At 56.5% G+C, this 26,944-nt stretch carries 27 protein-coding genes; 10 read left to right on the top strand and 17 right to left on the bottom strand.

Annotated elements, in window-relative coordinates:
- Positions 1-5 precede the first annotated feature (5 nt).
- The 7 genes from FHS09_RS04700 to FHS09_RS04670 all read left to right on the top strand — a co-directional run bounded on the left by FHS09_RS04700 (position 6) and on the right by FHS09_RS04670 (position 4,810).
- A complete protein-coding gene (locus FHS09_RS04700) occupies positions 6-1,598 on the top strand; it encodes an SLC13 family permease (protein WP_183457246.1) in 1,593 nt (530 codons plus the stop codon).
- 15 nt (positions 1,599-1,613) lie between these two features.
- Positions 1,614-2,054 carry a hypothetical protein gene (locus FHS09_RS04695; protein ID WP_183457238.1) on the top strand — a complete coding sequence of 147 codons (441 nt, stop codon included), beginning with the start codon at positions 1,614-1,616 and terminating at the stop codon, positions 2,052-2,054.
- A 142-nt stretch (positions 2,055-2,196) separates the two neighbouring features.
- A complete protein-coding gene (locus FHS09_RS04690) occupies positions 2,197-2,424 on the top strand; it encodes a hypothetical protein (RefSeq protein ID WP_183457236.1) in 228 nt (75 codons plus the stop codon).
- 263 nt (positions 2,425-2,687) lie between these two features.
- Positions 2,688-3,176, top strand: coding sequence for a hypothetical protein (locus tag FHS09_RS04685; protein ID WP_183457234.1), 489 nt, complete (start codon positions 2,688-2,690; stop codon positions 3,174-3,176).
- Between the two features lie 74 nt (positions 3,177-3,250).
- Positions 3,251-3,469 carry a hypothetical protein gene (locus tag FHS09_RS04680; RefSeq protein WP_183457232.1) on the top strand — a complete coding sequence of 73 codons (219 nt, stop codon included), beginning with the start codon at positions 3,251-3,253 and terminating at the stop codon, positions 3,467-3,469.
- 22 nt (positions 3,470-3,491) lie between these two features.
- Complete coding sequence (locus tag FHS09_RS04675) at positions 3,492-3,872, top strand: potassium channel family protein (protein WP_183457230.1); 381 nt, start codon at positions 3,492-3,494, stop codon at positions 3,870-3,872.
- A 44-nt stretch (positions 3,873-3,916) separates the two neighbouring features.
- Positions 3,917-4,810, top strand: coding sequence for a LysR family transcriptional regulator (locus tag FHS09_RS04670; protein WP_183457229.1), 894 nt, complete (start codon positions 3,917-3,919; stop codon positions 4,808-4,810).
- Between the two features lie 55 nt (positions 4,811-4,865).
- Here the strand turns inward: FHS09_RS04670 and FHS09_RS04665 are convergent, their stop codons facing one another.
- The 12 genes from FHS09_RS04665 to FHS09_RS04615 form a co-directional block, all read right to left on the bottom strand.
- Positions 4,866-5,537 carry a succinylglutamate desuccinylase/aspartoacylase family protein gene (locus FHS09_RS04665; protein WP_281383075.1) on the bottom strand — a complete coding sequence of 224 codons (672 nt, stop codon included), beginning with the start codon at positions 5,535-5,537 and terminating at the stop codon, positions 4,866-4,868.
- Positions 5,429-5,899: a succinylglutamate desuccinylase/aspartoacylase family protein gene (locus FHS09_RS23060; protein WP_281383074.1), complete on the bottom strand. Its 471-nt coding sequence runs from the start codon at positions 5,897-5,899 to the stop codon at positions 5,429-5,431. Before FHS09_RS23060 ends, FHS09_RS04665 begins: the two co-directional genes overlap by 109 nt.
- Positions 5,900-6,000: 101 nt before the next feature.
- A complete protein-coding gene (locus tag FHS09_RS04660) occupies positions 6,001-6,252 on the bottom strand; it encodes a hypothetical protein (protein ID WP_183457227.1) in 252 nt (83 codons plus the stop codon).
- Positions 6,253-6,275: 23 nt separating this feature from the next.
- A complete protein-coding gene (locus tag FHS09_RS04655; protein ID WP_183457225.1) occupies positions 6,276-6,515 on the bottom strand; it encodes a hypothetical protein in 240 nt (79 codons plus the stop codon).
- An 11-nt stretch (positions 6,516-6,526) separates the two neighbouring features.
- Positions 6,527-6,796 (bottom strand): hypothetical protein, encoded by a 270-nt coding sequence (locus tag FHS09_RS04650; RefSeq protein ID WP_183457223.1) that lies wholly within the window; start codon positions 6,794-6,796, stop codon positions 6,527-6,529.
- 204 nt (positions 6,797-7,000) lie between these two features.
- Positions 7,001-7,588, bottom strand: a complete 588-nt coding sequence (gene rimI / locus FHS09_RS04645; protein WP_343057403.1) for a ribosomal protein S18-alanine N-acetyltransferase — start codon at positions 7,586-7,588, stop codon at positions 7,001-7,003.
- 67 nt (positions 7,589-7,655) lie between these two features.
- Complete coding sequence (locus FHS09_RS04640; protein WP_183457219.1) at positions 7,656-9,104, bottom strand: alkaline phosphatase PhoX; 1,449 nt, start codon at positions 9,102-9,104, stop codon at positions 7,656-7,658.
- A gap of 471 nt (positions 9,105-9,575) precedes the next feature.
- Complete coding sequence (locus FHS09_RS04635) at positions 9,576-11,516, bottom strand: PhoX family protein (protein ID WP_183457217.1); 1,941 nt, start codon at positions 11,514-11,516, stop codon at positions 9,576-9,578.
- Positions 11,517-12,022: 506 nt separating this feature from the next.
- Positions 12,023-12,544, bottom strand: coding sequence for a hypothetical protein (locus tag FHS09_RS04630; protein WP_183457215.1), 522 nt, complete (start codon positions 12,542-12,544; stop codon positions 12,023-12,025).
- Positions 12,545-12,648: 104 nt separating this feature from the next.
- A complete protein-coding gene (locus FHS09_RS04625; protein ID WP_183457213.1) occupies positions 12,649-12,975 on the bottom strand; it encodes a hypothetical protein in 327 nt (108 codons plus the stop codon).
- A gap of 564 nt (positions 12,976-13,539) precedes the next feature.
- Complete coding sequence (locus tag FHS09_RS04620; RefSeq protein WP_183457211.1) at positions 13,540-14,061, bottom strand: hypothetical protein; 522 nt, start codon at positions 14,059-14,061, stop codon at positions 13,540-13,542.
- 101 nt (positions 14,062-14,162) lie between these two features.
- The gene (locus tag FHS09_RS04615) at positions 14,163-14,483 is read right to left on the bottom strand and encodes a hypothetical protein (RefSeq protein WP_183457208.1); all 321 of its coding nucleotides are present in this window, start codon (positions 14,481-14,483) and stop codon (positions 14,163-14,165) included.
- A gap of 544 nt (positions 14,484-15,027) precedes the next feature.
- Between FHS09_RS04615 and FHS09_RS04610 the strand changes: the two genes are divergently transcribed.
- A complete protein-coding gene (locus FHS09_RS04610) occupies positions 15,028-17,745 on the top strand; it encodes a cation-translocating P-type ATPase (protein ID WP_183457206.1) in 2,718 nt (905 codons plus the stop codon).
- A gap of 5 nt (positions 17,746-17,750) precedes the next feature.
- Here FHS09_RS04610 and trhP read toward each other — a convergent pair whose 3' ends face one another.
- On the bottom strand, positions 17,751-19,067 hold the full coding sequence (trhP, locus tag FHS09_RS04605) for a prephenate-dependent tRNA uridine(34) hydroxylase TrhP (RefSeq protein ID WP_183457204.1): 1,317 nt from the start codon (positions 19,065-19,067) through the stop codon (positions 17,751-17,753).
- 160 nt (positions 19,068-19,227) lie between these two features.
- Between trhP and FHS09_RS04600 the strand changes: the two genes are divergently transcribed.
- Positions 19,228-19,635, top strand: coding sequence for a SpoIIAA family protein (locus FHS09_RS04600; RefSeq protein ID WP_183457202.1), 408 nt, complete (start codon positions 19,228-19,230; stop codon positions 19,633-19,635).
- 48 nt (positions 19,636-19,683) lie between these two features.
- Here FHS09_RS04600 and fnr read toward each other — a convergent pair whose 3' ends face one another.
- The 4 genes from fnr to ppsA form a co-directional block, all read right to left on the bottom strand.
- Complete coding sequence (gene fnr / locus FHS09_RS04595; RefSeq protein WP_183457200.1) at positions 19,684-20,430, bottom strand: fumarate/nitrate reduction transcriptional regulator Fnr; 747 nt, start codon at positions 20,428-20,430, stop codon at positions 19,684-19,686.
- A gap of 129 nt (positions 20,431-20,559) precedes the next feature.
- Positions 20,560-21,942 carry an oxygen-independent coproporphyrinogen III oxidase gene (gene hemN, locus FHS09_RS04590; protein ID WP_183457198.1) on the bottom strand — a complete coding sequence of 461 codons (1,383 nt, stop codon included), beginning with the start codon at positions 21,940-21,942 and terminating at the stop codon, positions 20,560-20,562.
- 19 nt (positions 21,943-21,961) lie between these two features.
- On the bottom strand, positions 21,962-22,657 hold the full coding sequence (locus FHS09_RS04585) for an OmpW/AlkL family protein (protein WP_221191792.1): 696 nt from the start codon (positions 22,655-22,657) through the stop codon (positions 21,962-21,964).
- 119 nt (positions 22,658-22,776) lie between these two features.
- Positions 22,777-25,218: a phosphoenolpyruvate synthase gene (ppsA, locus tag FHS09_RS04580; RefSeq protein WP_183457196.1), complete on the bottom strand. Its 2,442-nt coding sequence runs from the start codon at positions 25,216-25,218 to the stop codon at positions 22,777-22,779.
- A gap of 156 nt (positions 25,219-25,374) precedes the next feature.
- Here ppsA and FHS09_RS04575 point away from each other — a divergent pair, with 156 nt between their 5' ends.
- Positions 25,375-26,655: an aminotransferase class V-fold PLP-dependent enzyme gene (locus FHS09_RS04575; RefSeq protein ID WP_183457195.1), complete on the top strand. Its 1,281-nt coding sequence runs from the start codon at positions 25,375-25,377 to the stop codon at positions 26,653-26,655.
- Positions 26,656-26,944: the final 289 nt, after the last annotated feature.

The following is a 26,944-nucleotide window of genomic DNA, read 5'->3' as shown; positions in this document are numbered from 1 at the left end:
AGGGCATGATGGAAAATATGTTGCGATCTATATTGATCGCAACCAAAAAAAAGATAGGGCGTGTCGCCAAACCCGATCAGCAGAGAACACGATCATCTGATGCCCGTGTTATTACAACCGGCCGCCTGGTTGGTTTGGTAACCGGACCAATCCTGCTGGCCATTATTCTGATAACGCCAATGCCGTTAACCACACCACAGCATAATTTGTTGGCGGTAGTCGTGATGACCATCACTTACTGGGTTTTTCGTGCACTTCCGATTCCGATCACCTCGATCCTGGCCTTGGCCCTGGCAGTCGTATTGAATGTGGCCACCGCGGAGAAGATATTTGGTGCTTTTTCCTCACCAATACTATTCCTCCTTATTGGCGGATTTATCATTACCCGAGCCATGGTCAAATACGGACTGGGGCGTCGCATTGCTTTATTCGTATTGTCTATTCCGGGAATTGCCGGCTCAACGAATCGTATCATCATCGCCTTTGGCGCACTCGGTGCACTGTTATCCGGTGTTATTGATAATGGTGCTGTCGCAGCCATGTTATTGCCTATCGCGGTAGGACTGATCCATGCGCTGTCTAGTGATATCCGTGAACAAAGTTCGATTTCTGTGGATGAGAGGCGCCGCCTGAACTTCGGTACCGCGCTGATGTTAATGACGGCTTACGGACCTACGGTTGGTGCCTTGCTAACGCCTTTTGGTGATGCCTCCAACTTGGTCGGCTGGGATTTCATTCAGGGTCACTTTGGTATCAGTATTTCCCTGACCACCTGGATGGCCATGTCCGTTCCCATAGTTATTATGTTGTTTGCCGTTTTGTCCGCAGCCGTTCTGTTGGTTAACCGTCCCGAAGTCAGCCGTCTGCCAGGAGCAGAAGTATTGATTGCTAAACACAGACGTGCACTTGGTCCGATGTCGCGCGGAGAAATCAATACCGCCATCGCTTTTACATTAGCAATACTGCTATGGCTGTTACCTCCGGTCATTGGCTTAATAAGTGGCCCTTCTTCACCGTTGCACGATCTGTTCATTGAGCGCCTACAACCCGCGGTCGTTGCAGTACTCGCTGCTTGCCTGTTGTTTGTGTTGCCGATCGGCCGTCGCAAGGGATTTACATTAAGCTGGCGTCAGGATGTCACCAATATGGATTGGGGACCTGTTTTGCTAATGGGCTCAAGCCTGACTCTGGGACATCTGATGGCCGACACCGGGCTAGCCCAGATCATGGGAACTGAGCTGGCAGAAAAGGTTGATGGCGTAGGCGCAATCACCGTTTACCTGTTCGCTGCGGCTGTTGCCATCATGATTTCGGAACTGACCTCCAACCTGGTTAGCATCAGCATCCTCGTGCCGATTATTCCTACGGTCGCCGTCTCCGGAGGCGGAGATCCACTCCAAGCCGCACTGATTGCGACATTTGCCGCCGTTTACGGTTTCACACTGCCTATATCGACTTCGGCTAATGCCATTGTTTACGGCTCGGGACAGGTTCCTTTTATGCGCATGGTGAGAACCGGAATAATCGTTGATATATCCGGCATTGTAATGATTGTTGTCGGGGTCCTAACTATGTTGCAGTTCGTCAATTTAAATTGAGGAAATAGGGCGTTTATGAAAGTCAATAACTTTGGAGGAATCGTTATGAAACACAAATCAGGAGAAAATGGCAGCAATAATTCGAGTGCAAAAAATCAAACTCAAGGCTCTGGCGGCAATGAGCAGGACAGTGGACAGCCGTCGCACTTGAATTCCGCACCAGAGACAGGCTCTGAACCCCAGGGCGACGAACCGGTGGTTAGCGGTAACAGCGGTTCGGCAGAGGATGAAAATGTTTCCGAAACGGCTCCCGTATCAATCTCCATCGGAACCGACTACGCCGCGGCGGCCTGCGAATTTGGAGTTGCTGTTGTAGGACCGCACTCCGCCGCCGCAGCGAGCCAGGTAGGGGTTGTTGCGGTCAGTCCAGGGGGGGCCGCCGCGACCAGTAATTCAGCTAATTCCAGCAGTGTCGCTACTGGCAGTAATCTGGAAACTGCGGATAAGCAAACCTGACAGCGGCCATGGAAAATATAGAGTTCAAACGGTCGCGCTTGCCAGGTACAAATCTCGCGAATCTGTCTGCTGTGCTGCAGACATGTGAGACAACTGTGCGGGTCATATGACCCGTCAATATTAACCCACCAGGAGATTTATTATGTCAACAACGCCAATTGATATGCAACTTCAGAGCAGGCTGGATAGGGCTGTATCCCTATTGGAGGAGATTCGATCCGATAGGAGAACGGACCGGCTGTTTGATGTTATGAAAATTGTGCGCGATGAAGTGAATGGGCTTTCTCGGGAGCACGATGCGATCCGTGATGATGTACGGGAACTCGTCCATTTGCTTATGCAGCAACAGTCAACAACTGGTGCTGACTGATCGGTGATGATCCGGGTCGTGAGTATTTTTTTATCACGGCCCGTATCGGCCCGAAGATCAATGAAGTATTGCGATACAAAAATCACAGACTTGCAATCCTGGTATTGATCAGGTCCATTTCATGCTTATGGTGAAAATGGGCATGCATAGTTGATGCATTGGACAGTCCAACTAACGTCATTGGAGTTCTGGTCATGCTGCAATTCGTCACTTTAACCTGACACCAAGGATGCATGGGAAGCTAAATTTTTGGAGGAAACATTATGAGTAGCGCATCAGCGGGCAGTAGCAGTAGCAATTCCGGGGAGAATAATTACGCCGAAACTCCCGATGGCAGTGAGCAGGATTATGGAAGGTTACCTCAGTTTAGCGCCACATCGACAACATGCGCCGAAGCCCAACAGGGCGATGGTCCGGCGGCTGCCAGTGCCAGTGGTTCTGCGGTTGGGGTAAATGTTGCCAAAACCACTTCAGTATCAACCTGCATCGGAACTGATTATGCGGCAGCAGCTTGTGAATATGGTGTCGCTGTTGCTGGACCGCATTCGGCCGCAGCGGCGAGCCAGGTTGGAGTTGTTGCGGTCGGACCGGACGGCGCTGCGGCGACCAGCGATGCTGCCAATTCCAGCAATGTGACTAATGTCAGTGATACAGTTGTGGTGACAAGCGAACCAGAAAGCAGTCAGGAAAACCAGGACGTCGAGAGGAACTCTCTGAATGAATCCGGAGAAAATCTCGCGAACAATGCCTGACACAGGATGTATATGAAAAAGTTGCGTGGTCCAGAACGCAACCCCTCAATATCAACCATACAAGGAGATTAATTATGTCAACCACACCAATTGAGGTGCAAATCCAGAGTACGCTGGATCGGGCCGTATCCCTGTTGGGAGAAATAAGATCCGATAGAAGAATAGATCGCCTGTTCGATGTACTGGAAATCGTGCGCGATGCGGTGAATGAGCTTTCCCGGGAGCATGAGGCGATTCGTACCGATATACGGGAACTCACCATCTTAATGATTCAACAGCAGTCAGTTGAGTAGGCACCGATAAGCCGGGCTGTGAATGGTTGTTCAATTACAGCCCGGTATCGACCCTAGTAACAATATGAGATATCGCGATACAGCCAAGCGCAAACTTGCCATCATGGTATTAGCGATGCTTATGACGGGAACGACATTTTACAGCCTGGTGGAAAATTGGTCTGTGCTGGATGCACTTTATTTCAGTGTCGTCACTCTGACTACTGTCGGATTCGGAGATTTGACACCAACCAGACCTATATCAAAGGCTTTTACGATTATTTACATTCTTACTGGCGTTGGCCTGTTAACAGCCTTCATTCGTGCACTTGTACGCCAAGCCATTCCGCCAGACAAATCGTCCGCAGAGCCGAAAGGAAGCGTTGCCCATAAAAGACCTCGGCGAGCAATCCACAGGAGATAGTTTATGGAAGCGCCAATGTTTTATATAAACAGTTGGAGCAATATATGTATACCGGAAATCGCCGATTAAATGTATTCTATACTGTTGCCAATACTAACAGTTTCACCCGGGCGGCAAAAATATTGCATATGACCCAGCCTGCGGTTTCATCGCAAATCCAGCGATTCGAAGAGTATTACGGTATGCGCCTGTTTCATCGTAATCATGACGGTGTGGTGCTTACCGATACTGGCCGGATGGCGTATAGTTATGCCGAACGTGTAGTTCGGCTGCTTAATGAACTTGATTACAAACTCCGCAGGATTGATGATGATAATCGGCATCTACGCTTGGGAGCTACATCGGATACGATCATTTTTTTTGTGAAGGCGTTCCTGAATGGTTTCATTACAAATAATCCAAATGTTAAGGTGCGGATGAATATATATGATGATGAAAAGATTTTTTTTAAGTTGGGAGATCAAAGTATAGATCTTGCGGTGACAATGAAGATTAAGAATAACAGGAATATTTCGGTGGAACGCAGTTGGCAAATCCCGCTGTCAGTTATTATTCCCCGGGATCATCCTCTGGAAAAACGGGAATGCATCACCGTGGACCAATTGCTTGGATATCCGATTGTTTGCCGTGGCAGCGCTGAGGATGCATTCAGTATAATCGCATCTCATGTGGAGGAGAACTTTAACCGGAACGCCCTGGACATCATTGACAACTTGGGAAGTCTGGAAACGGTGACTGCCGCGGTGCAGGCTGGCATGGGTATCGGAATTATCCCGGAGATAGAAGGAAAAGGCTTACAACAAAATCCGGAACTGACTGTGCGCAGAATAGATCCCCCAATCATGCTGGGTTACCACCTCATTCGAGATACACGTTACAGCCGCCACGAGTCCGTTCATGCATTGCTCAAACATGTGGACTGTAACTTTACAGCATAACTTTGCGGACAGCCTTCGGCGGTGTAGAACGGCTGGTCCGGCCGCTCCAGGGTATTCACGGCGCCTTCGGCCCTGCCGTTTTGTCCTCTTGTAACAGGCTGTCCTGCAGCAGCTCCAGGCTCTCTGCCACCTCATGAGGTTCGTGGAAATAGGCGATGTGGTACATGGCCTCGCCCTTTTGTACCAGCGGGATATTCAGTCGGCCGATAATGATCCCCTCCGCGTTACACAGCATCCGGTCCAGTTCACAGCCGTAGGGGTCGACGATGGTGGCCAGCAGCTCGCCCCGATGCACGTGATCGCCGAGGGATTTTTTGTGGTTGACGATGCCGCTGTCGCTGGCACGCAGCCAGCCGCTGCTGCGGGCAATGAAGGGCTCGATGGCGTGGCACGCGCGATCTCGGGGCAACATGGCCAAGTGTCGCAGCACGTTGAGGATGCCCTTGACCCCGGCGCGGATGCACAGCTCGTCGAAACGCAACGCCTCGCCCGCCTCATAGAGGAGAATACGCACTCCAAGGTCCGCCGCCGCCTGGCTCAGGGAACCGTTACGCAGGGTGGAGTTGAGCACTACCGGCACGCCGAAGGCATAGGCCATGGCTCGGGTCTTCCGGTCGTTCAGGTTGGCGCGGATCTGGGGCAGGTTACTGCGGTGCAGGGCACCGGTGTGCAGGTCGATGCCGTAGTCACACTTGGAAAGGATTTGGTTGATAAATACGTGTGCCATACGCGATGCCAGGGAACCTCGGGGGAACCGGGGAAGGAGCGGTTAAGGTCTCGCCGGTCTGGCAGGTAGCGGGACTGATCCAGTAGGCCGTAGACGTTGACCACTGGTACAGCGATCAGGGTGCCGCGCAGGGAGTTGAGGGCGCGGCTGTTGATCAGGCGGTTGATAATCTCTATGCCGTTGAGTTCGTCCCCGTGGATCGCTGCGCAGACGAACATGCAGGGGCCTGATTTCCTGCCTCGATGCACGTGGACCGGAATTGCCATTTCGGTGTCCGTGTAGAGGCGAACCACCGGCAGGTCGATGCGCCGGGTCTCGCCGGGCGCAACCGCAACCTCTCCGATTTTTAATTCGTCTGTCATGATCTGGCCCGGATGTGCCAGCATTTGCGGGTGACAACTAAACAGGTTTCGATGACCTGTTTAGTCGTTCAGGTTAATAGAATCAGCCGCTGTTGGAGATATTATCCCGGAGGAGGGAAGAAATTCTCCACGGCTGCCATCTGCAATTTCTCCTGGATTGACAGTAATATTTGAACTGAACCATGCGTAGTTCCGACAGCATCTGTCAGCCATGAGATAAAGTCGCCGGGGGTCGTGCTATTCGGCGGCAGTTCCTGCAGAAGCTCATTAAAGAGTACAATCAGCTCTGTATCGGTATCGATCAAAAACTGTATAAGTTGCTCGACGGTAAGCTGCTTTGCCGTGGGCATCATTATCACCTCTTATGCAAAACATGTTAAATGGACTGTGTGGCAAGCCCTTCCAGAAGGGATTGTACAACGTTACGGGATTTCTCAATTTCCTGGATAAGGTTGTTCAGTCCGTTTTCCAGTTCTACCTGAGGTACCTGATCATCCCCCCAGTTGATTACCACAGATTCCAGCACATTCTGAAAGGCCAACACATTCCCGAGCACCTCCTTATTCTGCTGAATAAGGATCAGCAAGGCCTCTGCCACCGATATATTTATGGGCATAACGACGACCTTTAATCCTGTGCGGGGAAATAGCTTTCGATAAAGCGCGTCTGGAGATTCTCCTGAAATGACAGCAAAGTCTCTATGGCCTTATCGGCGGTTTGCAGGATTGAACGCAATAGCTCTTCTACTTCTCCCTGCAGCTGTCCTGATCCAGCCGTTATCAAATCATTCTCGATCTTTTCCATAAGGCTAACGAATCGGTCCAGCATTGAAGAGTTAAAGTTTATCAGTGCATCAATAGTATCGCTCACAGATACTTCGCTAGGTGTAGTTGACATGTTTTGTCTCCTGTTTGTATGAATACGGGTTCTATATAAACAATTTACAACAGGGAAAACCAATCGTTTCTTTTTATGTGTTTGTATAAATCCGGATTGTGGAGGAAAGAGAAGGGGGGAGGATAAAAGTATTTTTCTACCAGGATTTTGTGCTTTCGGGTAGATTGATTTGGATAAATGTATCTGCGGAGGAGTTTACGGAATTCAACAGCGCGGACGGAGAGCAGAGCAGAATCCGGCGGTTCCTGAAGTGAGGGGCAGTGCCATGACAATCGCATCCTCGCGGCTGTCTTCGGCGGGGTAGTAATTGCGGCGGCGACCAACTTCACTGAAACCGATGGATTTGTAGAGCCGGATGGCGTTCACATTTGATGGCCGCACTTCGAGAAATGCTATCTGCGCGCCGTACTTCCGCCCCACGTCAAGCATATGTTCCACCATTAGACGGCCGAAGCCGCGGCCCTGCCACTGCGGCGCGATGCAGATATTGAAGATGCGCGCTTGGCCGAAGGGGGCCGACATGATTCCGTGGCCGACAATCTTATTGTCTGTTTCCGCCACCAGACAACTACAGCCGTTGGTCAGGCAATCGTGAAAGACATCTTGTGTCCAGGGATGGGAGTACGCCAGTATTTCATTGGTGTGGACAGCGGCGATATCATCCGCGCTCATGGCACGAAAGCGCAGTGGGCATGATCCCGGAAATACGCCACGCGGGCTAGCAGTCCGATTCGAAAAGCCCGGTCTCCTGGTGGTGACCGGGCTTTTATTCGGGCCATCGCTGGTCCTCACCCTGCGGCAGCCTTCGGTTGTGCAAAACGACTGTTCTGCCGTTTTGTTATTGATAGCTGCTTGCTGATTACAGGCACCCGTTTCTCCAAGGGCCGCGAATCGCAAAAGTCACCCCTGGCGATTGCACATTGGCAAACAACCAGTCGCCATAAAAGGTGGCGCCGGCCCATTCGCGGCCGCGGTAGTCGTCCACGGGGTCGTCCCAGAAGTTGTCCCGGGTTCCCGGAAAGACCGCGTCGATGACGTCGATATCTCCGTCGTTCAGCACAATACGATTTTCCGCAAAGGGGAAGGTGGTGCCGCCGGTGGTCAGCCCCACTAGGCGGCTCGGGGTCCAGCTGCCGTCCTCGCACAAAATGATGCCCCCGCGGGAACTGATGGCGATGTTGTCCGGGCTGTCCACATCCGCGGAGTCGCTGGACTCGTACAGCATGGTCAGGGTTTCCGCACGCGGGTCGTAGACCCACACCTGACCCAGCTCCTCTGCACCACCGTCGGTGGAGACGAAATAGATTTTACCGGCATCCTCAAAGCAGCCCTCGCCGCGGGAGAAGATGGCCGCGCCGGGGGCCGAGTCGAACGGGCGGCCGTTGACGCCCTCCGGATCGGTAACGCGCACCCATGTGACCGGGAAGGTGTCCCCGGCATTGAAGCCGCCGCGCAGATCTTTGCCCGATTCGCCCTCGACGGCCAGGACATAGAGTTCGCCGCCGTCGCGAAGGCCTTCATTTCTGTTGCGTCTGCCGCGCCAGTGTCGGTGCCCGGCGCCCGGCTGTACGTATTTGTAGAAACCACAGGGGTTGGCGTCCTCGGTCTCGTACATGACGCCGGTACGCGGATCTATGGCCACCGCTTCGTGACTGAAGCGACCGGCGGCGCGAATCGGTAGTCCGTTGCTGGTGCCGAAGCCGGGCACGTCAAAGACATAGCCGTGGTTGAAGCCATCGGTTCGGCTGCCCCAGGAGTGGAAGGTCTCCTCGCAGGAAACCCAGGAGCCCCAGGGCGTCGGGCCGCCGGCACAGTTGCGTATGGTGCCTCCGAGGCTGGTGTAGGAGTAGACAAACCGGCCCCGGAAAAGATCGAAAATCAGGTTGGTGGTACCGCCGAACTCATTGGGGTTGTACATGCTGCCACCCACCAGACACTGATTGCTTTCGCCGGCGGAGAGTTCGTGGTTGCGTACCAGGGAGATGAAGGGCCCGCGCCGGGCGGAAACCGCCATGCCATCGTGGTCAGTGGGAGTAGGGCGCCCGTCATCCATGATCTGGCCGGTCCAGCCGAAGGACATGTATTCGAAACCTTTTGGCAGGGCCAGAAGCTCCAGCCCTGTTGCCAGGTCCCTAGTCGGCTGCAGCGGTCCATAGTCCGGCACGTGGGATCTTCGGTGCCCCCTACTCATCGGCATGCCGGATGCCCGCGCAGCCAGGGAACTGAAGGCTAGGGCTGCAACTCCGGCCGCCAGGCCGGATTTGACAAACCGGCGCCGGTCGAGCGCTGTATCGTTGTGATTTTCCATAGATCCTCCATTTTTCTTATGGTGGGGAATGTTTGGACGGGTGAGAATCGGAAAAATACGTATGCAGGCATGACATTTTTGTCTCGAAGACGTGAAGCTTCGATGAATCCCGGAAGTTATGTGATCCAGTCCATAAGCTCACACGCTGCTTCATTCTTGAGGCACTAAAGTCAATCGATACGCCAGTAATTCCGCCTGCAGATATTTCCCGGCAGTTGTGGTCGCCATATTTTCTTTTTTGATTGCGGAAAATACCCGAATCATATAAACAATTTACAGAGAGTAAATCCAACTAGTTTCTTTAATGCGCGTGTATAAATCCGCCTTATATACAGAAGGGATAAAAGAGACGAAATAATTTCCCGTGATCCGTTTGGATAATGAGATTTTGGTACCAGTTTTGAATTTTAATGCTTATTAAACTCAAAAATAGAATTCCGATATAGCGGAATAGATTACAAGAGCCCTTATTCAAGTGCCGATCTCGCCACCGTCATTCTTCTGGATTACCACTACGGAAGGACGCGGCGGCATATCCTCGGTAAAATCGGGCCAGCGTGTGGCCGGATCCTCGAAAGTCGAGTTCCGTTCGAAGCCGGGGAAGTGCTCGGTTCCGTCGGTGCCGGGATGCTGCACAGCGACAAAGAGCGTCCCGTTATCGGCGGTAAAACGGGGACTGCAGAGCTCCGCCCCGATCGGAGTACGGAAGAACATTTTGCTGTAACCGCGCAGGTCGCCTTCGGTCTCCAAGCCGAAAAGGCCGTCGGCATTGCCGGTCTTCATCCAGTTGGGGCCCTGGTCGGTGGATACCCAGAGACGCCCCCTGGCATCCACGCAGCAGTTGTCCGGCGAGCCGAACCAACCGTTCTCCGAGGTCGCCTCGTGGTACATGGCGCCGGACTCGGAATACTTCGGATTACCGGCGACCACCAGCAGTTCCCAGGTAAAGCGTTCAGCCGTATGGTTCCCCTCCGGTGGCGAGAGCTCGACGATCTGGCCAAAGTGGTTGGGACCGCGCGGGTTGGGGCTGTCTACGGCGTCGGCCGTGCGCGCGGAGTTATTGGTCAACATGACGTAGACCTTATCGGCCCACGGGTTCGGTTCCACGTCCTCCGGACGGTCCATCGGCGTTGCCCCCAGCATGTCGGCGGCGGTACGGGCCTCGATGACCACATCGGCCTGGCTGTAGAAGCCGTTCTCCGCCGTCAGTGGCCCCTCGCCGTGTACCAGAGGCAGCCATTCCAGAGAGCCGTCTTCGTAGAAACGCGCCACAGACAGAGTGCCGCTATCCAACAGGTCCATGTTGGCCGGGCGGTCGTCCGGGCTGTAGCGCCCCTCGGAGACGAAGCGGTAGAGGTAGTCGAAGCGCTGGTCGTCGCCCATATAGACCACAACGCGACCGTCGGAATTGACGATCGGCTCGGCGCCCTCGTGCTTGAAGCGGCCCAAGGCCGTGCGCTTCTTCGGCCGGGAGTTCGGATCGAAGACGTCGACCTCAACTACCCACCCGAAGCGGTTGGCCTCGTTGGGCTCGGCATTGATGTCGAATCGCTTGTGAAACTTCGGCCAGGCGCACCAGTCAGAGGGTACGCCACAGCGCCTGTAATTGCGTGCTTCCGGATGGCCGTTTTTCAGGATGCCGCCAAAATAATGGTGGAAGTTCTCCTCCGCCATCAGGTAGGTGCCCCAAGGGGTGATGCCCCCGGCGCAATTGTTGAGAGTGCCGATGCAGACTACGCCGGCCGGGTCGGCTGAGGTCTTCATGCGGTAGTGCCCGGCAGCGGGGCCGGCGATTTCCATCTCGGTATCGCCTCCGGTAATGCGCCGGTTGTACTGCCCGTCGGTCACCACCCGCCAGCGGCCGCCTTCGCGTTTCAACTCGATGACGGTACCGCCGTGAGCGGCCAACTCGATATCGACCAGCTCCTCGGTCATGTCGGCAAAGCCCTTGTTATCCTGCCGGCCGATACCGGGGAACATCATTTCCTCGTTGGTGTATTCGTGATTCACGCAGAGCAGGCCGTGGTCCGGGTTGTCGGAGCCCAGCGGCAGGCCGATGTAGCCGAGGTAGTCGTTGTTGTAGCCGAACTGTTTCCGCTGTGCGGCGGCGCTCTGGTTCATCGGGTCGAAGGGCGGCGAGTCGGCGAAAACCGGATCTCCCCAGCGGATCAGAATCTCGGCGCTGTAGCCGGGTGCCACGTGGTGCGTCTCGTCAACGCCGTGGGAAACCTCCTCCCAGAGGTAACGTCTGTCGGCCGCTGCCCTGGCTGAGATCGCCTCCTTCGGCATCGCGCGCTGCTCGTAACGGCTTTCTGTCACCTTATCGAAGGTAACCTTCGGATTGGGGTTCAGGGGTATATCGTCGGAAGCCTTGAACGTGGCTCCTTTGGATCTAAGGATGTCTTTGAGCATGTCTGTTGCCTTTCCAAATAGGTGCAATCGCTACCCGGGACGCTGAAAAAAACCAGATAATTTATTGGTGGTATGCCTGCATGAAACAGGTGTTTTTATATAAAAGATTCACGATAAACAAATCAAATCACTTATTCTTATGCACTTGTATAAGTTCTGCCCGAAGCACGCTCCGTCGAGAGTTTGTGGACTTGTTCAGAGGTCCCCAGGTAATAGAGATGTATGGTAAATTTGGCGCAAAAAAAAGCGGACTTGCGCCCGCTTTCAATACCTCTCTTCCTGTGAGTGACTATATTTCCGCAGCCTGCTTCGGCTCTGTTTACTGCCTGAGCCGGGCAGGTGCGGTGGTGCTGGCCGCGCTTGCATGGTCGCGACGCTCTCCCCCGAGAGTCCCTTCTATGCCTGTCGGTTACGAATCAGATTTTTCTACAAAGCACTGATCCGGGAATATTGTTTTGCATATACCTTATATGGTGCATGACCAGAGGCGAGTTCTTACGTTGGTACTAGCGTCCCTGTATCTGCTCCATTGTTATTTCTCCGCGATTAAACCGGTCAACAACTTCCAAGGCGAGTTCTTTCTTCTGCTCAGTGGTTAACTGATCAAATTGGGGGTCTGACGACATGACTTCCATAAGTGGTTGGCCGGAAGTAGCGTAAGCATATATGCGCTGTTCCATGGAGTCGTAGAGTTTTTGCTGTTCTTCCGTCGGACCTGTCGGATGGTCGGTAGTCGCTGCTGCCGCAATTGGGCCTGGTGATGAATCTCGAATTGATTTGCTGATTGTTTCCCTGATGCTGGACAGCAGTCCGGCGTAGGTCTGACAATTCCCGACTGCGAGTCTTTTTATCGACTTAGTTTCGAGTTGGTTTAATCGGTTATGCACTTTTTCGAGTAAGGTGTTGTTCTCATGGACCATATTATAGTGTTTATCCATGAGGTTCTGCTGTGCCGGGTTTCCGATCCAGAAGCCGATAGCAATACCAAACAATAAGGATGTGCTGACCAACAGAGTATATCTCTTCATGACGGCTTCCTGACTTTGGGTATCTGTCTCAAATCAAAATCAATGAGGTTCTTGAAAGGTGCGGAAGCACCTGTTAGTCCGGCGCTTCCGCGCCCATCAATCAGCTAGTCTGAACCTGACGACAGTTGAAGCTGCTGAGCCTGGCCCGTGTCACTGCATGTCAAGGTAACTTCCGCGCTTTGCGTGGCGGCAGTGGCCGCTGAACTCATCAGCGTGCCTCCGAATGCGGTCGTCGCATCAACGGCACAGAACACGGAGCCACCGCCGCCTCCGTCACCGCCACCACCGACGGATATCAGCGAAAATCCCGGCGTCTGTGATACAGACCACAGGTTCACCATGCCGGTCGCGGTTTGGGCCGCAAATGCTGAAATGGACGATGTGAGCAAAAAGGTGAATAAAAACACGTACTTGAATACTAACTGTTTCATGACAGCAGTCCTCCTTCGTTAGTGTCAAATGACTCCGACTTCTCATGAGTAGGAGCCCAGGCAGGTGGATAACCTGCACGGCGGAGTTAAGCAAACGAAATATGCATGCGCCAATCACTTTTCGTTATGTGTAGGAATAACCGCGCTTTATTCCTGCGCCTGTTGACACTAAAACCTTCCTGGGCCTAGTGAGGCACCGCTTCTTAAATTAAGTAGAGTTATCCCTCCTGGGTAAAATACAGACGGCGGGGACCTCTGGCGGTAAATCGGCTGACCCGGCCGCACCGGGTATCCGCGGCGCCTTAGGGCCGCCGAGTTGTTTCGGCGAGGTCGCTGTGCCGCTTGCAGAGCCGGAGCTTTATAATCCCGGGTCGCGGCCCGCACCGGCTCTGTGACTGCTGAGCCGGGCGGGTGCGAGTGGTCTTGGCCGCGCTTGCGCGGTTACAACGCTCTCCCCCGAGAGTTCTTTCTGTCTTTTCAGGCAGGCCTGGAGCCCGCAAGCGGAGCTGGAGCTCCGCGGTCCCGGTAGTTGCTGGCAGGCCAAACACGTTCGGTATGTCGGCATCAGCGTCCCTGTATCTGGTCCATTGTTATTTCACCGCGGTTAAGCCGGGAAACAACGTCCATGGCCAGCTGTTTCTTTTGCTCGTTGGTTAACTGCTGAAACTCGGGATCTGATGACATGGCTTCCATAAGCGGTTGCCCGGATGTGGCGTAAGCATAGATACGTGCTTTCATGGCGTCGTAGAGTTCGAGCTGTCTTTCCGTTGGGTCCGCATGCTGGCTGGCAGGTAGTGTTGCTTCGACAGACCTGACTGATAAATCTCGAATTGATTCACTGATCGTTTCGCGAATGCTGGACAGCAACCCGGCGTAGGTCTGGCAGTTACCTGCCACGACCTGTCTCGTTGTCTCGGTTTCAAGTTGATTCAACCGGTTATGTACTTTTTCGAGCAAGGCATTGTTTTCATGGATCATGTTGTAGTGTTTATCCATTAGATCCTGATTATCCGGAGTTCCGGTCCAGTAACCGATAACAATGCCGAACAAAAATAATGCGGCGATCAGCAGGGTATGTACTTTCATAATGTCTTCCTGACTTCGGATCTATATCAAATCAAAATCAATAGCATTGATGAGCGGCACGGAAGCGCCCATTAACCCTGCGCCTCCGCGCCATCGGCCAGTTAATCGGAGCCTGAAAGCATTTGAAGCTGTTGAGCTTGGCCGGCATCACTACACGTTAAGGTTACATCTACGCCTTGTACGGCAGCAGTGGCGGCAGAACTCATCAGTGTGCTTCCGAATTCGGCTGTTGCATCAACCGCGCAAAACACGGAATTGCCTCCATTTGCGGTGCCGTCGACGGCAATCAGCGAAAATCCCGGGGTCTGCGATATAGACCACAGGGACACCAGGCCGGTTGCGGTTTGGGCGGCAAATGCTGAAACGGACGATGTGAGTAAAAAAGTGAATAAAAACACGTACTTGAATACTAACTCTTTCATGACAGTAATCCTCCTCCATTAGTGTCAAAGAACTCCGACTTCCCGTAAGTGAGAGTCCAGGCAGGCGGATAACCTGCATGACGGAGTTAAGCAAACAATAGGAGAGGGGACCAATCGTTTCTCGTTATGTGTAGGGATAAGCTCGCTTTATCCCCTTTGTCTTCTTCCCTTTATTCCAGGTGGAAGTATCGGCCTAGGGCAGGTCCGGTTCGCGCGCTTTCAGCAGGCGGCGCATAATCTTGCCGGAGCGGGGTGCGCGGTTGGACTTCGATTTCTTTCGGCGCTATTACGCGATCCAACCGCTGACCCGATGCTCGGAGTCGAATTCCTCGTGGTCTACAGAGTACGGGAATGCGTTTGCTGAGAGCGACACGCGATCACCTTTCCCGACACCGCTCAGCTCGCCGTAGCTGAAGGAGACGACCTGATTGATTTTGATCAATACTGTCTAAAAGTGGGGGTATAAAATTTTTCATCTAATGTTGCAGAATCAGGCCCGCATGTTTACGCAAGCCGTGTACAACCGGATGTCGCAAGTGCCGATATGATCGATTCAGACAGCCAGCGCCAATGGCATTGCTTACCTCTGACCGAAGCGACCGCTCGACTGAACAGCAGTGAAGACGGCTTGTCGACCACGGAAGCCGCCCGGCGCCTTGCCAGTTATGGCACCAATGCGCTACCCGTGCCACAACTGCCAGGTTTCTGGCGGTTGTTCCTGCGCCAGTTTGTCAGCCCGCTGATCTATGTACTGCTGGCGGCGACAGTCGTCTCACTCGGCGTGGGGGAGCTGATTGATGCAATATTTATCGGCCTGGTCCTGCTGCTCAACGCGCTTATCGGTGCACTGCAGGAATATCACGCACAACGCAGTGCCGAGGCTCTCCGCAACCTCCTGGTCAGCCAAACACGAGTATTGCGCGACGGGGAAATCGTCGAGCTGGCTACCGGGCAACTGGTGCCCGGGGATCTCGTGCTGCTGTCGTCCGGAGATCGCGTGCCCGCGGACTTGCGTTTGCTGGAAGCCCGCGGCTTGGAGGTGGATGAATCCTTTCTAACCGGTGAATCACTGCCAGTGAATAAGGATAGTCAGGCCATTTGCGAACCCGATACGCCTGTGGCGGAGCGCTGCAACCAGTGCTTCGCTGGCAGCCTGGTTACCGCGGGGCGAGCCAGGGGCCTGGTGGTGGGTACTGGTCTGAATACCGAGATGGGACGATTGAGCCTCAGCCTGGAAAGCGCGGACCTCGTCAGGCCTCCGCTGTTCCAGCGTATCGAGCGCTTCAGTAAAAGGCTCACGGTCGCGCTGTTGATTACTGTGGCGCTGCTGGCGATGATCGAGCTCGCGCGGGGTACGCCGGTATTGGTGATCTTTATGACGGCGGTGGCACTGGCGGTATCGGCGATACCTGAAGGACTGCCGATGGCGCTGACCATAGTGCTGTCCGTCAGCATGCGCAGGATGGTCAAGCGCCACGTTATCGTGCGCAAGCTGGTGGCGGTGGAGAGCCTCGGGTCCTGCACGGTGATCGCCGCCGACAAGACCGGCACCCTGACCCTGAACCAACTGGTGGCCCGCGAAGTGGCTTTTTTCGACGGGCGCGGATTCCATGTGACCGGCGGCGGCACAGAACCGATCGGGGATTGCCTGCCGTTGGAGGGGGAGGTACAGCCCGGGGACGCCGAACGCCTGGCCCGCCTCAGTCGTGTGGCGGCACTCTGCAACGAGGCCGAGCTGCGCCAGTTGGAGGGCGGCCAGTGGCACGGCAGTGGCGATGCGGTGGATCAGGCGCTGCTGGTGCTCGCGCACAAAAACCACCAGGCGCCGGGCCAACTGCTGGACCGGTACCCGCTGCAGGCCCAGATTCACTACGAACCGGCACTCGGCTTTGCCGCCACGCTGCACCGCGACGACGGGCGCCAACTGGTCTGCGTCAAGGGAGCGCTGGAAAAACTGCTGCCGATGTGCAGCCATATGGCCGGTGCGGATGGCGACATTCCGCTGGATCGGAAGCTGGCTCTGGCGCGCATGCAGGAACTGGCGGGCAGGGGAGCCAGAGTGCTGGCGATGGCTGAGGGAAGCTGGCACAACCGGCATTCCTTTGCCGCGGACAATCTGGAAAACCTGTGCCTGCTGGGCCTGGTGGCCATGTTCGACCCGCTGCGGGATTCGGCCCCCGACGCGATTGCACAGTGCAGGGTGGCGGGAATCAATGTCTGTATGCTGACCGGAGATCATCCGCACACCGCCCTGAGTATTGCGCGGGAACTGGATCTGGCCGGCAAGGGGGAAACCGCGGTCACCGGTATGCAATTGGCGGACGCTGAAGCCCGGGGAGGTCAGGCGGTGGATGCGTTGACCGGTGGCACCCGGGTTTATGCCCGGGTATCGCCGGAACAGAAACTCACCATCGTGCGGTCGTTGCAACGCCAAGGGGAATTTGTCGCGGTAACCGGCGACGGGGTGAATGATGCGCCAGCGCTCAAGGCCGCCCACGTCGGTGTGGCCATGGGGCGGCGGGGCACCGATGTGGCGAAGGAGTCCGCGGACCTGCTGCTCACCGACGACAACTTCGCCTCAGTGGTGTCGGGGGTGGAGGAGGGGCGGATCGCCTACCAGAATATCCGCAAGACGGTTTTCTTCCTGGTTTCCACCGGTGCGGCGGAAATCGTGCTGTTTCTGCTGGCTTCCGCATTTGCGTTGCCCCTGCCACTAACGCCGGTGCAGTTACTGTGGCTCAACCTGGTGACCAACAGCCTGCAGAGCATCGGGCTGGCGCTGGAACCCGGTGAGGGCGACGAGATGCAAAAACCCCCGCGGTCGCCCCGCGAATCGCTGTTCAATCCGTCGATGGTGCGCCGGGTAGTGGTTTCGGGGGTGGTGATGGGCGGCCTCAGCTTTTTTTGTTTCAGCTGGCTGCTGCGACAGGGCTGGGAAATCGAGACAGCGCGCAATAGTGTGCTGTTGTTGATGGTGCTGTTCGAGAACGTCCAGGTGTTCAACAGCCGCTCGGAAAGCCGCTCGATATTCCGGCAGCCGCTGTTCAACAACCCGGTTCTGCTTCTCGGCACACTGGCCGCCCAGGCGATACATATCCTCGCCATGTATTCACCGTTGATGCAAAGCGTACTGGGTGTTTCCCCCGTGAGTCTTGCGCACTGGGGGGCACTGCTGTCGGTGGCGTTGTTGCAGCTGGCGACGATGCAGTTGCTGTTGCTCTTTTCCAAAAGGCGGGATCACGAGAACAGTATGAAGGAATAAGCCGCTTATTTCAGATAGCGCATCAGCAGGGCGAAACCGCTGTCCCCGGCCAGCGATACGCCGGCGGGGAGGGGTATCCTGACGGTGTGGCCGGATCCGGGCGCTGAGCCTACGGCCCGCCCCCGCAGGTCCTCCAGCACTTCCAGGTTGAAGCGCAGATTGCCCTCGGGAGTAATCAACTCCATTTTGTCGCCCACCTCGAAACGGTTTTTCACCTCAAGCGTGAGCCAACCGGCGTCGCAGTCAATGACCTCGGCCACGAATTGCCGGCCGGTGTTGCCCGAATTTCCCTGTTCGTAGTTCTGGTACTCGCTGGGAATATGGCGGCGGTAGAAACCCTCGGTGTAGCCGCGGCTGGCCAGGTGTTCCAGTTCGTCCATCAGGCGCATGTCGAAGGTCCGGCCGGCGAGGGCATCGTCGATGGCGCGGCGGTAGATCTGGGCAGTGCGCGCTACATAGTAATGACTTTTGGTGCGGCCCTCGATTTTCAGCGAGTGGATGCCCATTTTTACCAGGCGTTCCACATGCTGCACCGCGCGCAGGTCTTTTGAGTTCATGATATAGGTGCCGTGCTCATCCTCGTAGGCGGGCATGTATTCCTCCGGCCGGCTGCGCTCCTGCAACAGTAGCGGCGGTACGCGGCCGGCACTCGGATCGAAAGCCTTCGGTTCCACTGCGACCAGGTCGCCGCAGGCATTTTCCCGGGCTTCGTGGGCGTTGTATTCCCAGCGGCAGGAATTGGTGCAGGCGCCCTGGTTGGAGTCGCGGTGGGTCATATAACCCGACAACAGGCAACGTCCGGAATAGGCGATGCACAGGGCACCGTGTACGAACACCTCCAGCTCCACTTCCGGGCACTGCATACGAATCTCCTCGATCTCATCGAGGGACAGCTCACGGGAAAGGATTGCGCGGCGGATACCCTGACGGCCCCAGAATTTTACGCTGGCCCAGTTCACTGCATTTGCCTGCACCGACAGGTGTATCTCCTGTTCCGGCCAGCGTTCCCGTACCAGCATGATCAGGCCCGGATCGGACATGATCAGGGCATCGGGGCCCATGGTGATCACCGGTTCCAGATCCCGCAGGTAGGAGCGAATCTTGTCGTTGTGCGGAGCGATGTTGCTGGCCAGGTAAAATCGTTTTCCCTGGCTGTGGGCCTCATCGATGGCCGCGGCCAGATTTTCCAGCCGGTTGAACTCGTTGTTGCGCACCCGCAGGCTGTAGCGGGGCTGGCCGGCGTAGACGGCGTCGGCGCCGTAGGCAAAAGCGTAGCGCATGCTCTTCAGTGTGCCGGCGGGGGAGAGGAGTTCGGTGTTCATGGATGGATACCGTTGGTGGACAGGTCTGGACGGGCGCGGATTTTACTCAAGGAACAGGGCACAGACAGCTGAAAGCCGCCCGCGGCTTGATCCAAATCAAGTGTCCGGCTGCGCTCGCTGGAATAATTGCGGCACCGGCAAACGGAATGGGGGAGGAGGGATGAGATCCACGATCAGCCACGGCATTTCCATCGGCATCGAGAGAATCCAATGGGATTTCTTTCTCTGTTTGAAGGCTTCCGGTTATCTCAGCCATACCGATTATGAAATGCTGGCTCCGCTGATTGACGGCGCACTGCGCGGGGTGGCGCATCCGCAGGTGAATGTTCTTCTCGATGCAACGGATTTTTTGGGGTGGGAGCAGTACACCGCCTGGGAGGACTTTATGCTGGAACTGGGCTACCGAAATCAATTCTCCAGAATTGCCATTCTGGGCCGTTCCAACTGGCGGCTGATCACGTCCGGCATTGCCTCCTGGTTTGCATCCGGGGAGGCGCGTTATTTCGAAGACCGGGATGCGGCGTTGAAATGGCTGTCCTGGCCGGTGGTGGTATCCCGTCCCGCTTAGAGCCTGTTTGAAGACTTCAAGAAATTCGGTTTCAGTGTGGGGCAATCCCTATTGCCGGGCTGACAACTCGCTGTCGTCGTAACTGCAGTGGGTTCCCGCCAGTTCGCTCAGCCCGACCATATCGAGGATTTTCACATCCCGGCCTTCCACCTGAATCAGCCCCTCTTTCTGGAAACGGGAAAACAGCCGGCTGACGGTTTCCGCGGTCAGCCCGAGGTAGTTGGCGATGTCGGTGCGCGGCATGGACAGTAGGAAGCGGCTGGAAGAGTAGCCGCGGCGCGCGTACCGGCTGGAGATATTGATCAATAGCGCCGCCAGCCTGGTTTCTGCGGAGCGCTTGCCGAGGAGCAGGAGGATTTCGTTCTCGCCGCGCAGTTCCTCGGAAAAAATCGCGTAGATATGCCGCTGTAGTGTCGGAACGTCCTGTGCGAGTATTTCCAACTGGTTAAAGGGCAGTACGCACACGCAGCTGTCTTCCAGCGCTTCCGCGTAGCTGGGATGGGTGTGTCCGCTGTAGGCGTCCAGGCCGAGCAGTTCACCAGGCAGGGAAAAGTGGGTCACCTGGGTGTCGCCGTCGGCGGCGATAATGGTGGACTTGAAGCTGCCGGAGCGGATGGCGTAGAGGGCGGTGAAGGGGTTTCCCGCCCGGTACAGGCAATCACCGGCCTTGACGATTTTTTTCGCCCTGGTCACCCGCTCCAGCCGGACGATATCGCTTTCCGACAGGCCGGCGGGTAGGCAAAGACGTTTGACTGCGCAGTCGCTGCAGCGTACGGATATGGGGCGTTCGCTCATCGAAGAATCGGGAACCGGGTTCAAGTGTCGCTGCATTGTAACGCTGCTCGTGCTTGTTGTCCTGGGAGTTTGTTTTTGTCGGTCATTCGCGCCCGCATGCCGGCCCCTACCTCGATCTGCATCGATTGTTCAGAGAACCCTCGAGTATTCCGTTTCCGTACTTCTGCCGTGCAGATAGGCGTCGAACGCGGAGGCTATATTGCGGGTGAACCATCGGCCGCGGGGGGTGATCCGCAGGTAGTCCCGGTCCTGCTCCACCAGCCCATCGTCGAACAGGGGCTGCAGGCGCGCGAGATCTCCGCGGAAAAACTCATCGAAGGGCCCTCCGGCCATCCGGGATACTTGCTCTTTGTCCAGCTGCAGGCGGCACATCAGCTCCATCACCACATATTGGCGCAGGCGATCGTCTTCGCTCAGCTGCCAGCCGCGGTAAGCCGCGAAGCCCTGTTCGCGGATGGCCCCGGAGTACTCTTTCAGCCGGTGCAGGTTCTGCCAGTAGCCGTCGGCGCTGTAGCTGATCGCGGAGGCTCCCAGGCCCACCAGCGCGTCCGCTGGCATCACCGTATAGCCCTGGAAATTGCGCTTGAGCTGGCCCGCGCGGGCGGCCTGCGCCAACTCGTCCCCGGGCAGGGCGAAGTGGTCCATGCCCAGGAATTCGTAGCCGGCGTTTTCCAGCGCCGAAACCGCTGCCAGCTGCATGGCGATCTTCTCCATCGGCCCCGGTGTGGTGTCGGTGTCGATCAGCCGCTGTGCCTTGAAACGATGCGGCAGATGGGCGTAGTGGTAGAGGGCGATGCGATCCGGCGCCAGCTCCATCACTTTGTCCAGGGTGGATTGCAGGCCGGCGACCGTCTGCCGGGGCAGGCCGTAAATCAGGTCGTAGGAGATGGAGCGGAAGCCGTTCTCCCGTGCGGCGGTGGTCAGTTGCTCCACCTGCTGCGGAGAGCAGATACGGTTGATCGCCAGCTGCACGTCGGTATTGAAGTCCTGGATGCCGAGACTCAGGCGGTTGAAACCGAGTTCGCGCAGGGTGACCAGGGTATCGGGCTCCAGCGTGCGCGGGTCGGCCTCGATACTGTACTCGACAGCGTCGCCGGAGCCGAGCTGGAACACCTCCCCCAGCCCCTCCACCAGGCGCCGCAGGTCGCTGTCGTTGAGGAAGGTGGGCGTACCGCCACCGAGATGCAGTTGGACCACCGGCGCACTGGCCACCCGGTCGCGGTACCAGCGCGCCTCCTTCAGCAGGCAATCGAGGTAGTCCGAGGCCAGCCCGTACTGGTTGGTGATTACCTTGTTGCAGGCGCAGAAGTAACACAGTGAGTGGCAGAAGGGGATATGCACGTACAGTGACAGCCTGCGGATATTCTCCAGGGCGAGCCAGGGCTTCGCCCCCTCCAGAGGCGCGAACCGGTCAGCAGTGGGGTAGGAGGTATAGCGCGGACAGGAACCGCTGTAGCGGGACAGCAGTTCCGGCGAGAGGTCGGCGCGCAGGCGATTGGGGTCTTGTGTCATTTTGGGAAAACCACAGAACTCAGAAACGGTAGCCCAGGCCGGCCATATAGACCAGCGGGTCCAGCTCGACATCGGCCGTCACGGTGCCCACACCGGGTACATCCACCTTCGCCTCGGTATCTATATCGATCCACCAGACGGCGAGGTTGAGCATCCACTGTTTTTGCGCGCCGAAGCCGAAATCCACTCCGGCCTCCGCGGCGATTCCGTAGGAGCTGTCGAGTGAGAGATCCGCGCCGCCGGTGGCGCCGAGGCTGGCGAAAACCGCATCGGCTTCACCGCTGATTTTCTCCTCGAAGAATTTCGTGTAATTCACTCCCAGGCCAACGTATGGCTGCACCGAAGAAGCCGCGTCCAGCGGGAACCACTGCAACATTAGTGTGGGCGGGAGGTGCTTGGTCTCTCCCAGGTCGAAGGTCTCTCCCAGACCCTTCGCACTCAGCTCGTGCTTGAAAGGGGTGGCGGCCAGCAGCTCCACTCCCCAGTGATCCCGGAACAGGTAGGCAGCAGTGATGCCGAGTGCCGCGCCGTTGTCCACATCGGCGGCAGTTCCGGGCAACTGGGTTCCGGAGAGCGACAGAGCGCTTGAACTGACGTCTGGATTGACCCCGGCGGCACCCAAACGCAAGATTGTTGTCCCCTGCTCATAGGCGAATGCCGGAGTGGAAAGGGCGATGGCGGCGCCCAATGCAGTGCTTTTTACTAACGTGTTCATCAGCTTCTCCAAATGATGACGTTTCACGAGCTCTATTCTCGGCGGCGGGGTTGTGGCGCCCGGCCGGCGGGGATGGCGCAAAGGTTAGTCGGTCGAGGGCGGGCGCCCCTTGATCCAGGTCAACCAGCCGTGTCGTCGCCTGTATTGGGAGAAGCGTTCCTGTTTTCCTCTATCGCCGCCACTTTTTCGATGGTTTTCAGCAGCGCATCGGGGGTGAGGCTGATGGAGTCGATGTTGTGGCGCACCAGGTATTCCGCCACCTCCGGATAGTCCGAGGGCGCCTGGCCGCAGATACCGGCGTGGATGCCGTTGCGGTGAGCGCCCTCGATGGCCCAGCGGATCATTTCCAGCACGCCGGGATCGCGCTCGTCAAAATCGAAGGCGACGATATCCGAATCCCGGTCCACGCCCAGCACCAGTTGGGTCAGGTCGTTGGAACCGATGGAGATACCATCGAACAATTTGCTGAAGGCGTCGATCTGCACCACGTTGTTGGGGATCTCGCACATCACATAGACTTCCAGGCCCTCCTCGCCCTGTCTCAGGCCGTGCTTCGCCATGGCCTTGAGCACCTGCTCGGCCTCCGGAATCCGGCGGCAGAAAGGGATCATCACCTTAATGTTTGTCAGCCCCATCATCTCCCGCGCGCGCTTGATCGCGGCGCACTCGAGGGCGAAACCCGCCTCGTAGGCTTTGTGCGCATAGCGCGCGGCGCCGCGGAAGCCGAGCATGGGGTTGTCCTCCTTGGGCTCAAAGGCTCTGCCGCCGATCAGTTGCGCGTATTCGTTGCTCTTGAAGTCCGAGGTGCGCACAATCACCGGACGCGGGTAGAAGGCCGCGGCGATGGTGCCGATGCCTTCCGAAAGTTTTTCGATAAAGAAATCACCACCGCTCTCGTGCAGGGCGGTCAGTTTGGTGATCCGCCGCCGCGCCTCCTCATCCTCCACCCGCTTCGGGAAGCGCAGTGCCATCGGGTGCGCCTTGATATATTCGGTGATGATAAATTCCATGCGCGCCAGGCCGACCCCGTCGCAGGGCAGGGCGCTGAGGCGGAACGCCTGGTCCGGGCTGCCCAGGTTGATCATCATTTTGGTCTGCGGCTTGCGCAGGCCTTCCAGTTCAGTGGTGGTTACCTCGAAAGGAATTTTTCCGGCATAGACCTTGCCGATATCCCCTTCGGCGCAGGACAGGGTGACAGTCTCTCCATCGCGTAAATTTCCACTGTCGTCGCCAATGCCCACTACGGCGGGAATACCGAACTCGCGGGCGACAATGGCGGCGTGGCAGGTGCGCCCGCCGCGTACGGTGATCACTGCGGCGGCGCGGCGCATGGCGGGACCCCAGTCCGGGCTGGTGCTCTCGGCAAACAGCACCTCGCCTTCGTGAAAGTCCACCAGCTGCCTGGCGTTGTCTATTTTGCGCAACGTGCCGCTGGCGATATTGGCACCGACGGCGCGCCCGCGCGCCAGCAGGGATTTTCTGTCGGGTTTCTCAGCCAGGTGATAGCGTTTCAATTGGTTGCGCGGCTTCTGCGAGGCGACGGTTTCCGGGCGCGCCTGCACCAGGTAGAGCTGGCCGTCATCGCCGTCCTTGGCCCATTCGATATCCATCGGGGATTCTTTGCCGCGCCGGTCGCTGTAGAGCTTTTCGGTTTTTATGGCGTAGTCCGCCAGGGTCAGCACCTCCTCATCGCTGAGGCAAAAGTGCCGTCGCCGTTCGTCCGGCGTGTCAATATTGTGCATTTCCTGGCTGTTGAGATCTTCGTCGCACACCAGGGTCTGCTGCTTGCCGCCGAGTTCCCGGCGCAGCACGCAGCGGTGGCGGAGTTCGAAGGTGGGTTTGTGTACATAGAATTCGTCCGGGTCCACCGTACCCTGGACGATATTTTCACCCAGGCCGTAGGCGCCGTTGATAAAGACAACGTCGCGGAAGCCGCTGTCGGTATCCAGGGTAAACATGACCCCGCTGGCAGCCAGGTCGGCGCGCACCATCTTCATTACCGCGATGGCCAGGAAGACTTTGAAGTGATCGAAGCCGTTGCGCTCGCGATAGCTGATGGCGCGCTCGGTAAACAGGGAAGCGAAGCAGTGGCGACAGGCGTCGAGCAGGCCGTCGTTGTCGCCGATATTCAGGAAACTGTCGTGCTGCCCCGCAAAGCTGGCGTTTGGCAGGTCCTCCGCAGTGGCGGAGCTGCGCACCGCCACCCGCAACCCCGGGCCGTATTGCTCGTAGAGGTCGAGATAGGCCCGGCTTATCTCTTCGTTCAGGTCATCGGGCAGGCCGGCATCGTATATCAGGGCACGTGCCTCCTCAGCAATTTCCGCCTGGCTGTTGTCTTTCTGCGCCTGATCCATCAGCCGGCGGAGGGGCTTCCAGAGGTCGGCGCGATCGAGAATCTCGCGATAGGCGGCGCTGGTAATTGCAAATCCGTTTGGCACGTGAATCCCCTGTGAACCCAGGGCCCTGTACATTTCCCCGAGGGAGGCGGTCTTGCCTCCTACCTGGGGGACGTCGTCCAAACCTATTTGGTCGAACCAGCGGATATAGCGATCACCTGGCATGCGAATGCACCTCTGGGATTGTCCTTTCTTTCAACCTGAGCGCCCGTCTTTATTTTGTATCCTTGATCGTAGCCGAGGGGCCCCCCAACTGCTGGTCTATAGTTCCCGGAGCCTGGCGGGCCCCGCGTGGTGCTACTCCCGACGGAGGTGATTAGGATGACATTAAGCCGCAGGGATTTTTTGCTTTCGTTAGGGCTGGGGGCAACCGCCGGCACCCTTCAAGGAGTTGTTGCTTGCGGAAAATCGACGGCTAATGGCCAGGGTGCGGGAAAAGGTTCCGATGAATGGGAAAGTATACGTGCGCGCTTTGCGCTGTCTCCTGATTACATCCACCTTGCTGGTCTGCTGATTGCCTCTAATCCCGATCCTGTCCGCAAGACCATCGAGGAGCATAGGAAAGCGCTCAATGAAAATCCGGCGGTGTATGTGCTGGATAATAATGTGGAGCTTCAACGGGAAGTGCGGCGGGCTGCGGCCAAGTACATGGGAGTGGAAAGCGACGATATTGCACTGACCGACAGCACTACCATGGGGTTGGCTCTTGTATACAATGGCGTGAAGATCCGCGGAGACCAGGAAATGCTCACCACGGATCACGACTATTACTCTACTCATGAGTCCTTGCGTTATAAGGCAGCCCGCTCGGGCGCTTCTGTACGGGAGATCCCTCTCTACGAGGGAATCGAGCCTGTCTCCGAAAGCAGAATTGTGAAGAGACTGATTTCGGAGGTTCGCCCCAATACGCGGGTTATTGCACTCACCTGGGTCCACTCGAGTACCGGGTTAAAGTTTCCCATTCGGGGTGTGGCCGATGCTCTTGCAGAGATTAATAGAAACCGCAATGACGATGACCGGGCACTGCTCTTTGTCGACGGAGTCCATGGTCTGGGGGTCGAAGACATCGATATCAGTGCTCTGGGCTGTGATTTTTTTATCGCCGGTACGCACAAGTGGATGTTTGGTCCCCGTGGGACGGGGATTGTCTGGGGGGCTCCCCAATCCCAGGCGGCCGTGTCACCGACCATTCCCACTTTTTCGCATGGTGAAGGGTGGGGAGAGACTATGTCGCCAGGCGGATACAAACCTTTTGAACATCTCTGGGCACTGGCGCAAGCATTTGAGTTCCACCAGGAGATCGGCAGGGCTCATGTCACTAATCGCATTCATTCCTTGAACCGGAAATTCAAGGAAGGGATGGCCGAGATGTCTCATGTGAAGCTGCATACCCCCATGGAGGAAAATCTCTCTGCGGGAACCATTTGCTTTGAAGTCGATGGGATGTCACCCGAGCAGGTGGTGGATCGATTAATGGAGCGCAATATCGTTGCCAGTACCACGCCTTATAGCCCCTCATACGCGCGGATCGCACCGGGACTTATCAATTCCATGTCAGAAGTCGAACCCGTGTTGCAGGCACTTCAAAAGTTGGGGAGTTAGTACCAAGTGGGACCTTGCTGCTTCCTGTCAATACCTTCTCAGTTCCCCGAAGGTAGATACGGTGCTTTGGGTTGGCAGCCAGCGGCCGGTCTTTTTCCTATCCAAGAGATACCATGCAGGCCTGTTTGGTCTAATCGGCGGACATCCCGCTGCGAGGACTCCTCGCATTGGCCATTGTTTCAACCTGGGCGCCTGTCTTTCTTTCGTATTCTTGATCCCAGACAAGGCAGATTCCGTCTACTGGTCTATAGTTTTCTGGTGCCTGGTCCCGGTGCCCCACGGCCTCACA

Origin of the sequence: Microbulbifer rhizosphaerae (genome assembly GCF_014191725.1) — a bacterium.
GTDB classification, from domain to species: Bacteria; Pseudomonadota; Gammaproteobacteria; order Pseudomonadales; family Cellvibrionaceae; genus Microbulbifer; species Microbulbifer rhizosphaerae.
The sequence above is the reverse complement of the archived record's forward strand: the minus strand, read 5'-3'. Positions and strand labels throughout refer to the sequence as shown.

Bases quoted from the DNA above. Each gene is read 5' to 3' on its own strand.
- FHS09_RS04700 (WP_183457246.1), top strand. From the start codon at position 6: ATGATGGAAAATATGTTGCGATCTATATTGATCGCAACCAAAAAAAAG.
- FHS09_RS04695 (WP_183457238.1), top strand. From the start codon at position 1,614: ATGAAAGTCAATAACTTTGGAGGAATCGTTATGAAACACAAATCAGGA.
- FHS09_RS04690 (WP_183457236.1), top strand. From the start codon at position 2,197: ATGTCAACAACGCCAATTGATATGCAACTTCAGAGCAGGCTGGATAGG.
- FHS09_RS04685 (WP_183457234.1), top strand. From the start codon at position 2,688: ATGAGTAGCGCATCAGCGGGCAGTAGCAGTAGCAATTCCGGGGAGAAT.
- FHS09_RS04680 (WP_183457232.1), top strand. From the start codon at position 3,251: ATGTCAACCACACCAATTGAGGTGCAAATCCAGAGTACGCTGGATCGG.
- FHS09_RS04675 (WP_183457230.1), top strand. From the start codon at position 3,492: ATGGTTGTTCAATTACAGCCCGGTATCGACCCTAGTAACAATATGAGA.
- FHS09_RS04670 (WP_183457229.1), top strand. From the start codon at position 3,917: ATGTATACCGGAAATCGCCGATTAAATGTATTCTATACTGTTGCCAAT.
- FHS09_RS04665 (WP_281383075.1), bottom strand. From the start codon at position 5,537: ATGGCACACGTATTTATCAACCAAATCCTTTCCAAGTGTGACTACGGC.
- FHS09_RS23060 (WP_281383074.1), bottom strand. From the start codon at position 5,899: ATGACAGACGAATTAAAAATCGGAGAGGTTGCGGTTGCGCCCGGCGAG.
- FHS09_RS04660 (WP_183457227.1), bottom strand. From the start codon at position 6,252: ATGATGCCCACGGCAAAGCAGCTTACCGTCGAGCAACTTATACAGTTT.
- FHS09_RS04655 (WP_183457225.1), bottom strand. From the start codon at position 6,515: ATGCCCATAAATATATCGGTGGCAGAGGCCTTGCTGATCCTTATTCAG.
- FHS09_RS04650 (WP_183457223.1), bottom strand. From the start codon at position 6,796: ATGTCAACTACACCTAGCGAAGTATCTGTGAGCGATACTATTGATGCA.
- FHS09_RS04640 (WP_183457219.1), bottom strand. From the start codon at position 9,104: ATGGAAAATCACAACGATACAGCGCTCGACCGGCGCCGGTTTGTCAAA.
- FHS09_RS04635 (WP_183457217.1), bottom strand. From the start codon at position 11,516: ATGCTCAAAGACATCCTTAGATCCAAAGGAGCCACGTTCAAGGCTTCC.
- FHS09_RS04630 (WP_183457215.1), bottom strand. From the start codon at position 12,544: ATGAAGAGATATACTCTGTTGGTCAGCACATCCTTATTGTTTGGTATT.
- FHS09_RS04625 (WP_183457213.1), bottom strand. From the start codon at position 12,975: ATGAAACAGTTAGTATTCAAGTACGTGTTTTTATTCACCTTTTTGCTC.
- FHS09_RS04620 (WP_183457211.1), bottom strand. From the start codon at position 14,061: ATGAAAGTACATACCCTGCTGATCGCCGCATTATTTTTGTTCGGCATT.
- FHS09_RS04615 (WP_183457208.1), bottom strand. From the start codon at position 14,483: ATGAAAGAGTTAGTATTCAAGTACGTGTTTTTATTCACTTTTTTACTC.
- FHS09_RS04610 (WP_183457206.1), top strand. From the start codon at position 15,028: ATGATCGATTCAGACAGCCAGCGCCAATGGCATTGCTTACCTCTGACC.
- trhP (WP_183457204.1), bottom strand. From the start codon at position 19,067: ATGAACACCGAACTCCTCTCCCCCGCCGGCACACTGAAGAGCATGCGC.
- FHS09_RS04600 (WP_183457202.1), top strand. From the start codon at position 19,228: ATGAGATCCACGATCAGCCACGGCATTTCCATCGGCATCGAGAGAATC.
- fnr (WP_183457200.1), bottom strand. From the start codon at position 20,430: ATGAGCGAACGCCCCATATCCGTACGCTGCAGCGACTGCGCAGTCAAA.
- hemN (WP_183457198.1), bottom strand. From the start codon at position 21,942: ATGACACAAGACCCCAATCGCCTGCGCGCCGACCTCTCGCCGGAACTG.
- FHS09_RS04585 (WP_221191792.1), bottom strand. From the start codon at position 22,657: ATGAACACGTTAGTAAAAAGCACTGCATTGGGCGCCGCCATCGCCCTT.
- ppsA (WP_183457196.1), bottom strand. From the start codon at position 25,218: ATGCCAGGTGATCGCTATATCCGCTGGTTCGACCAAATAGGTTTGGAC.
- FHS09_RS04575 (WP_183457195.1), top strand. From the start codon at position 25,375: ATGACATTAAGCCGCAGGGATTTTTTGCTTTCGTTAGGGCTGGGGGCA.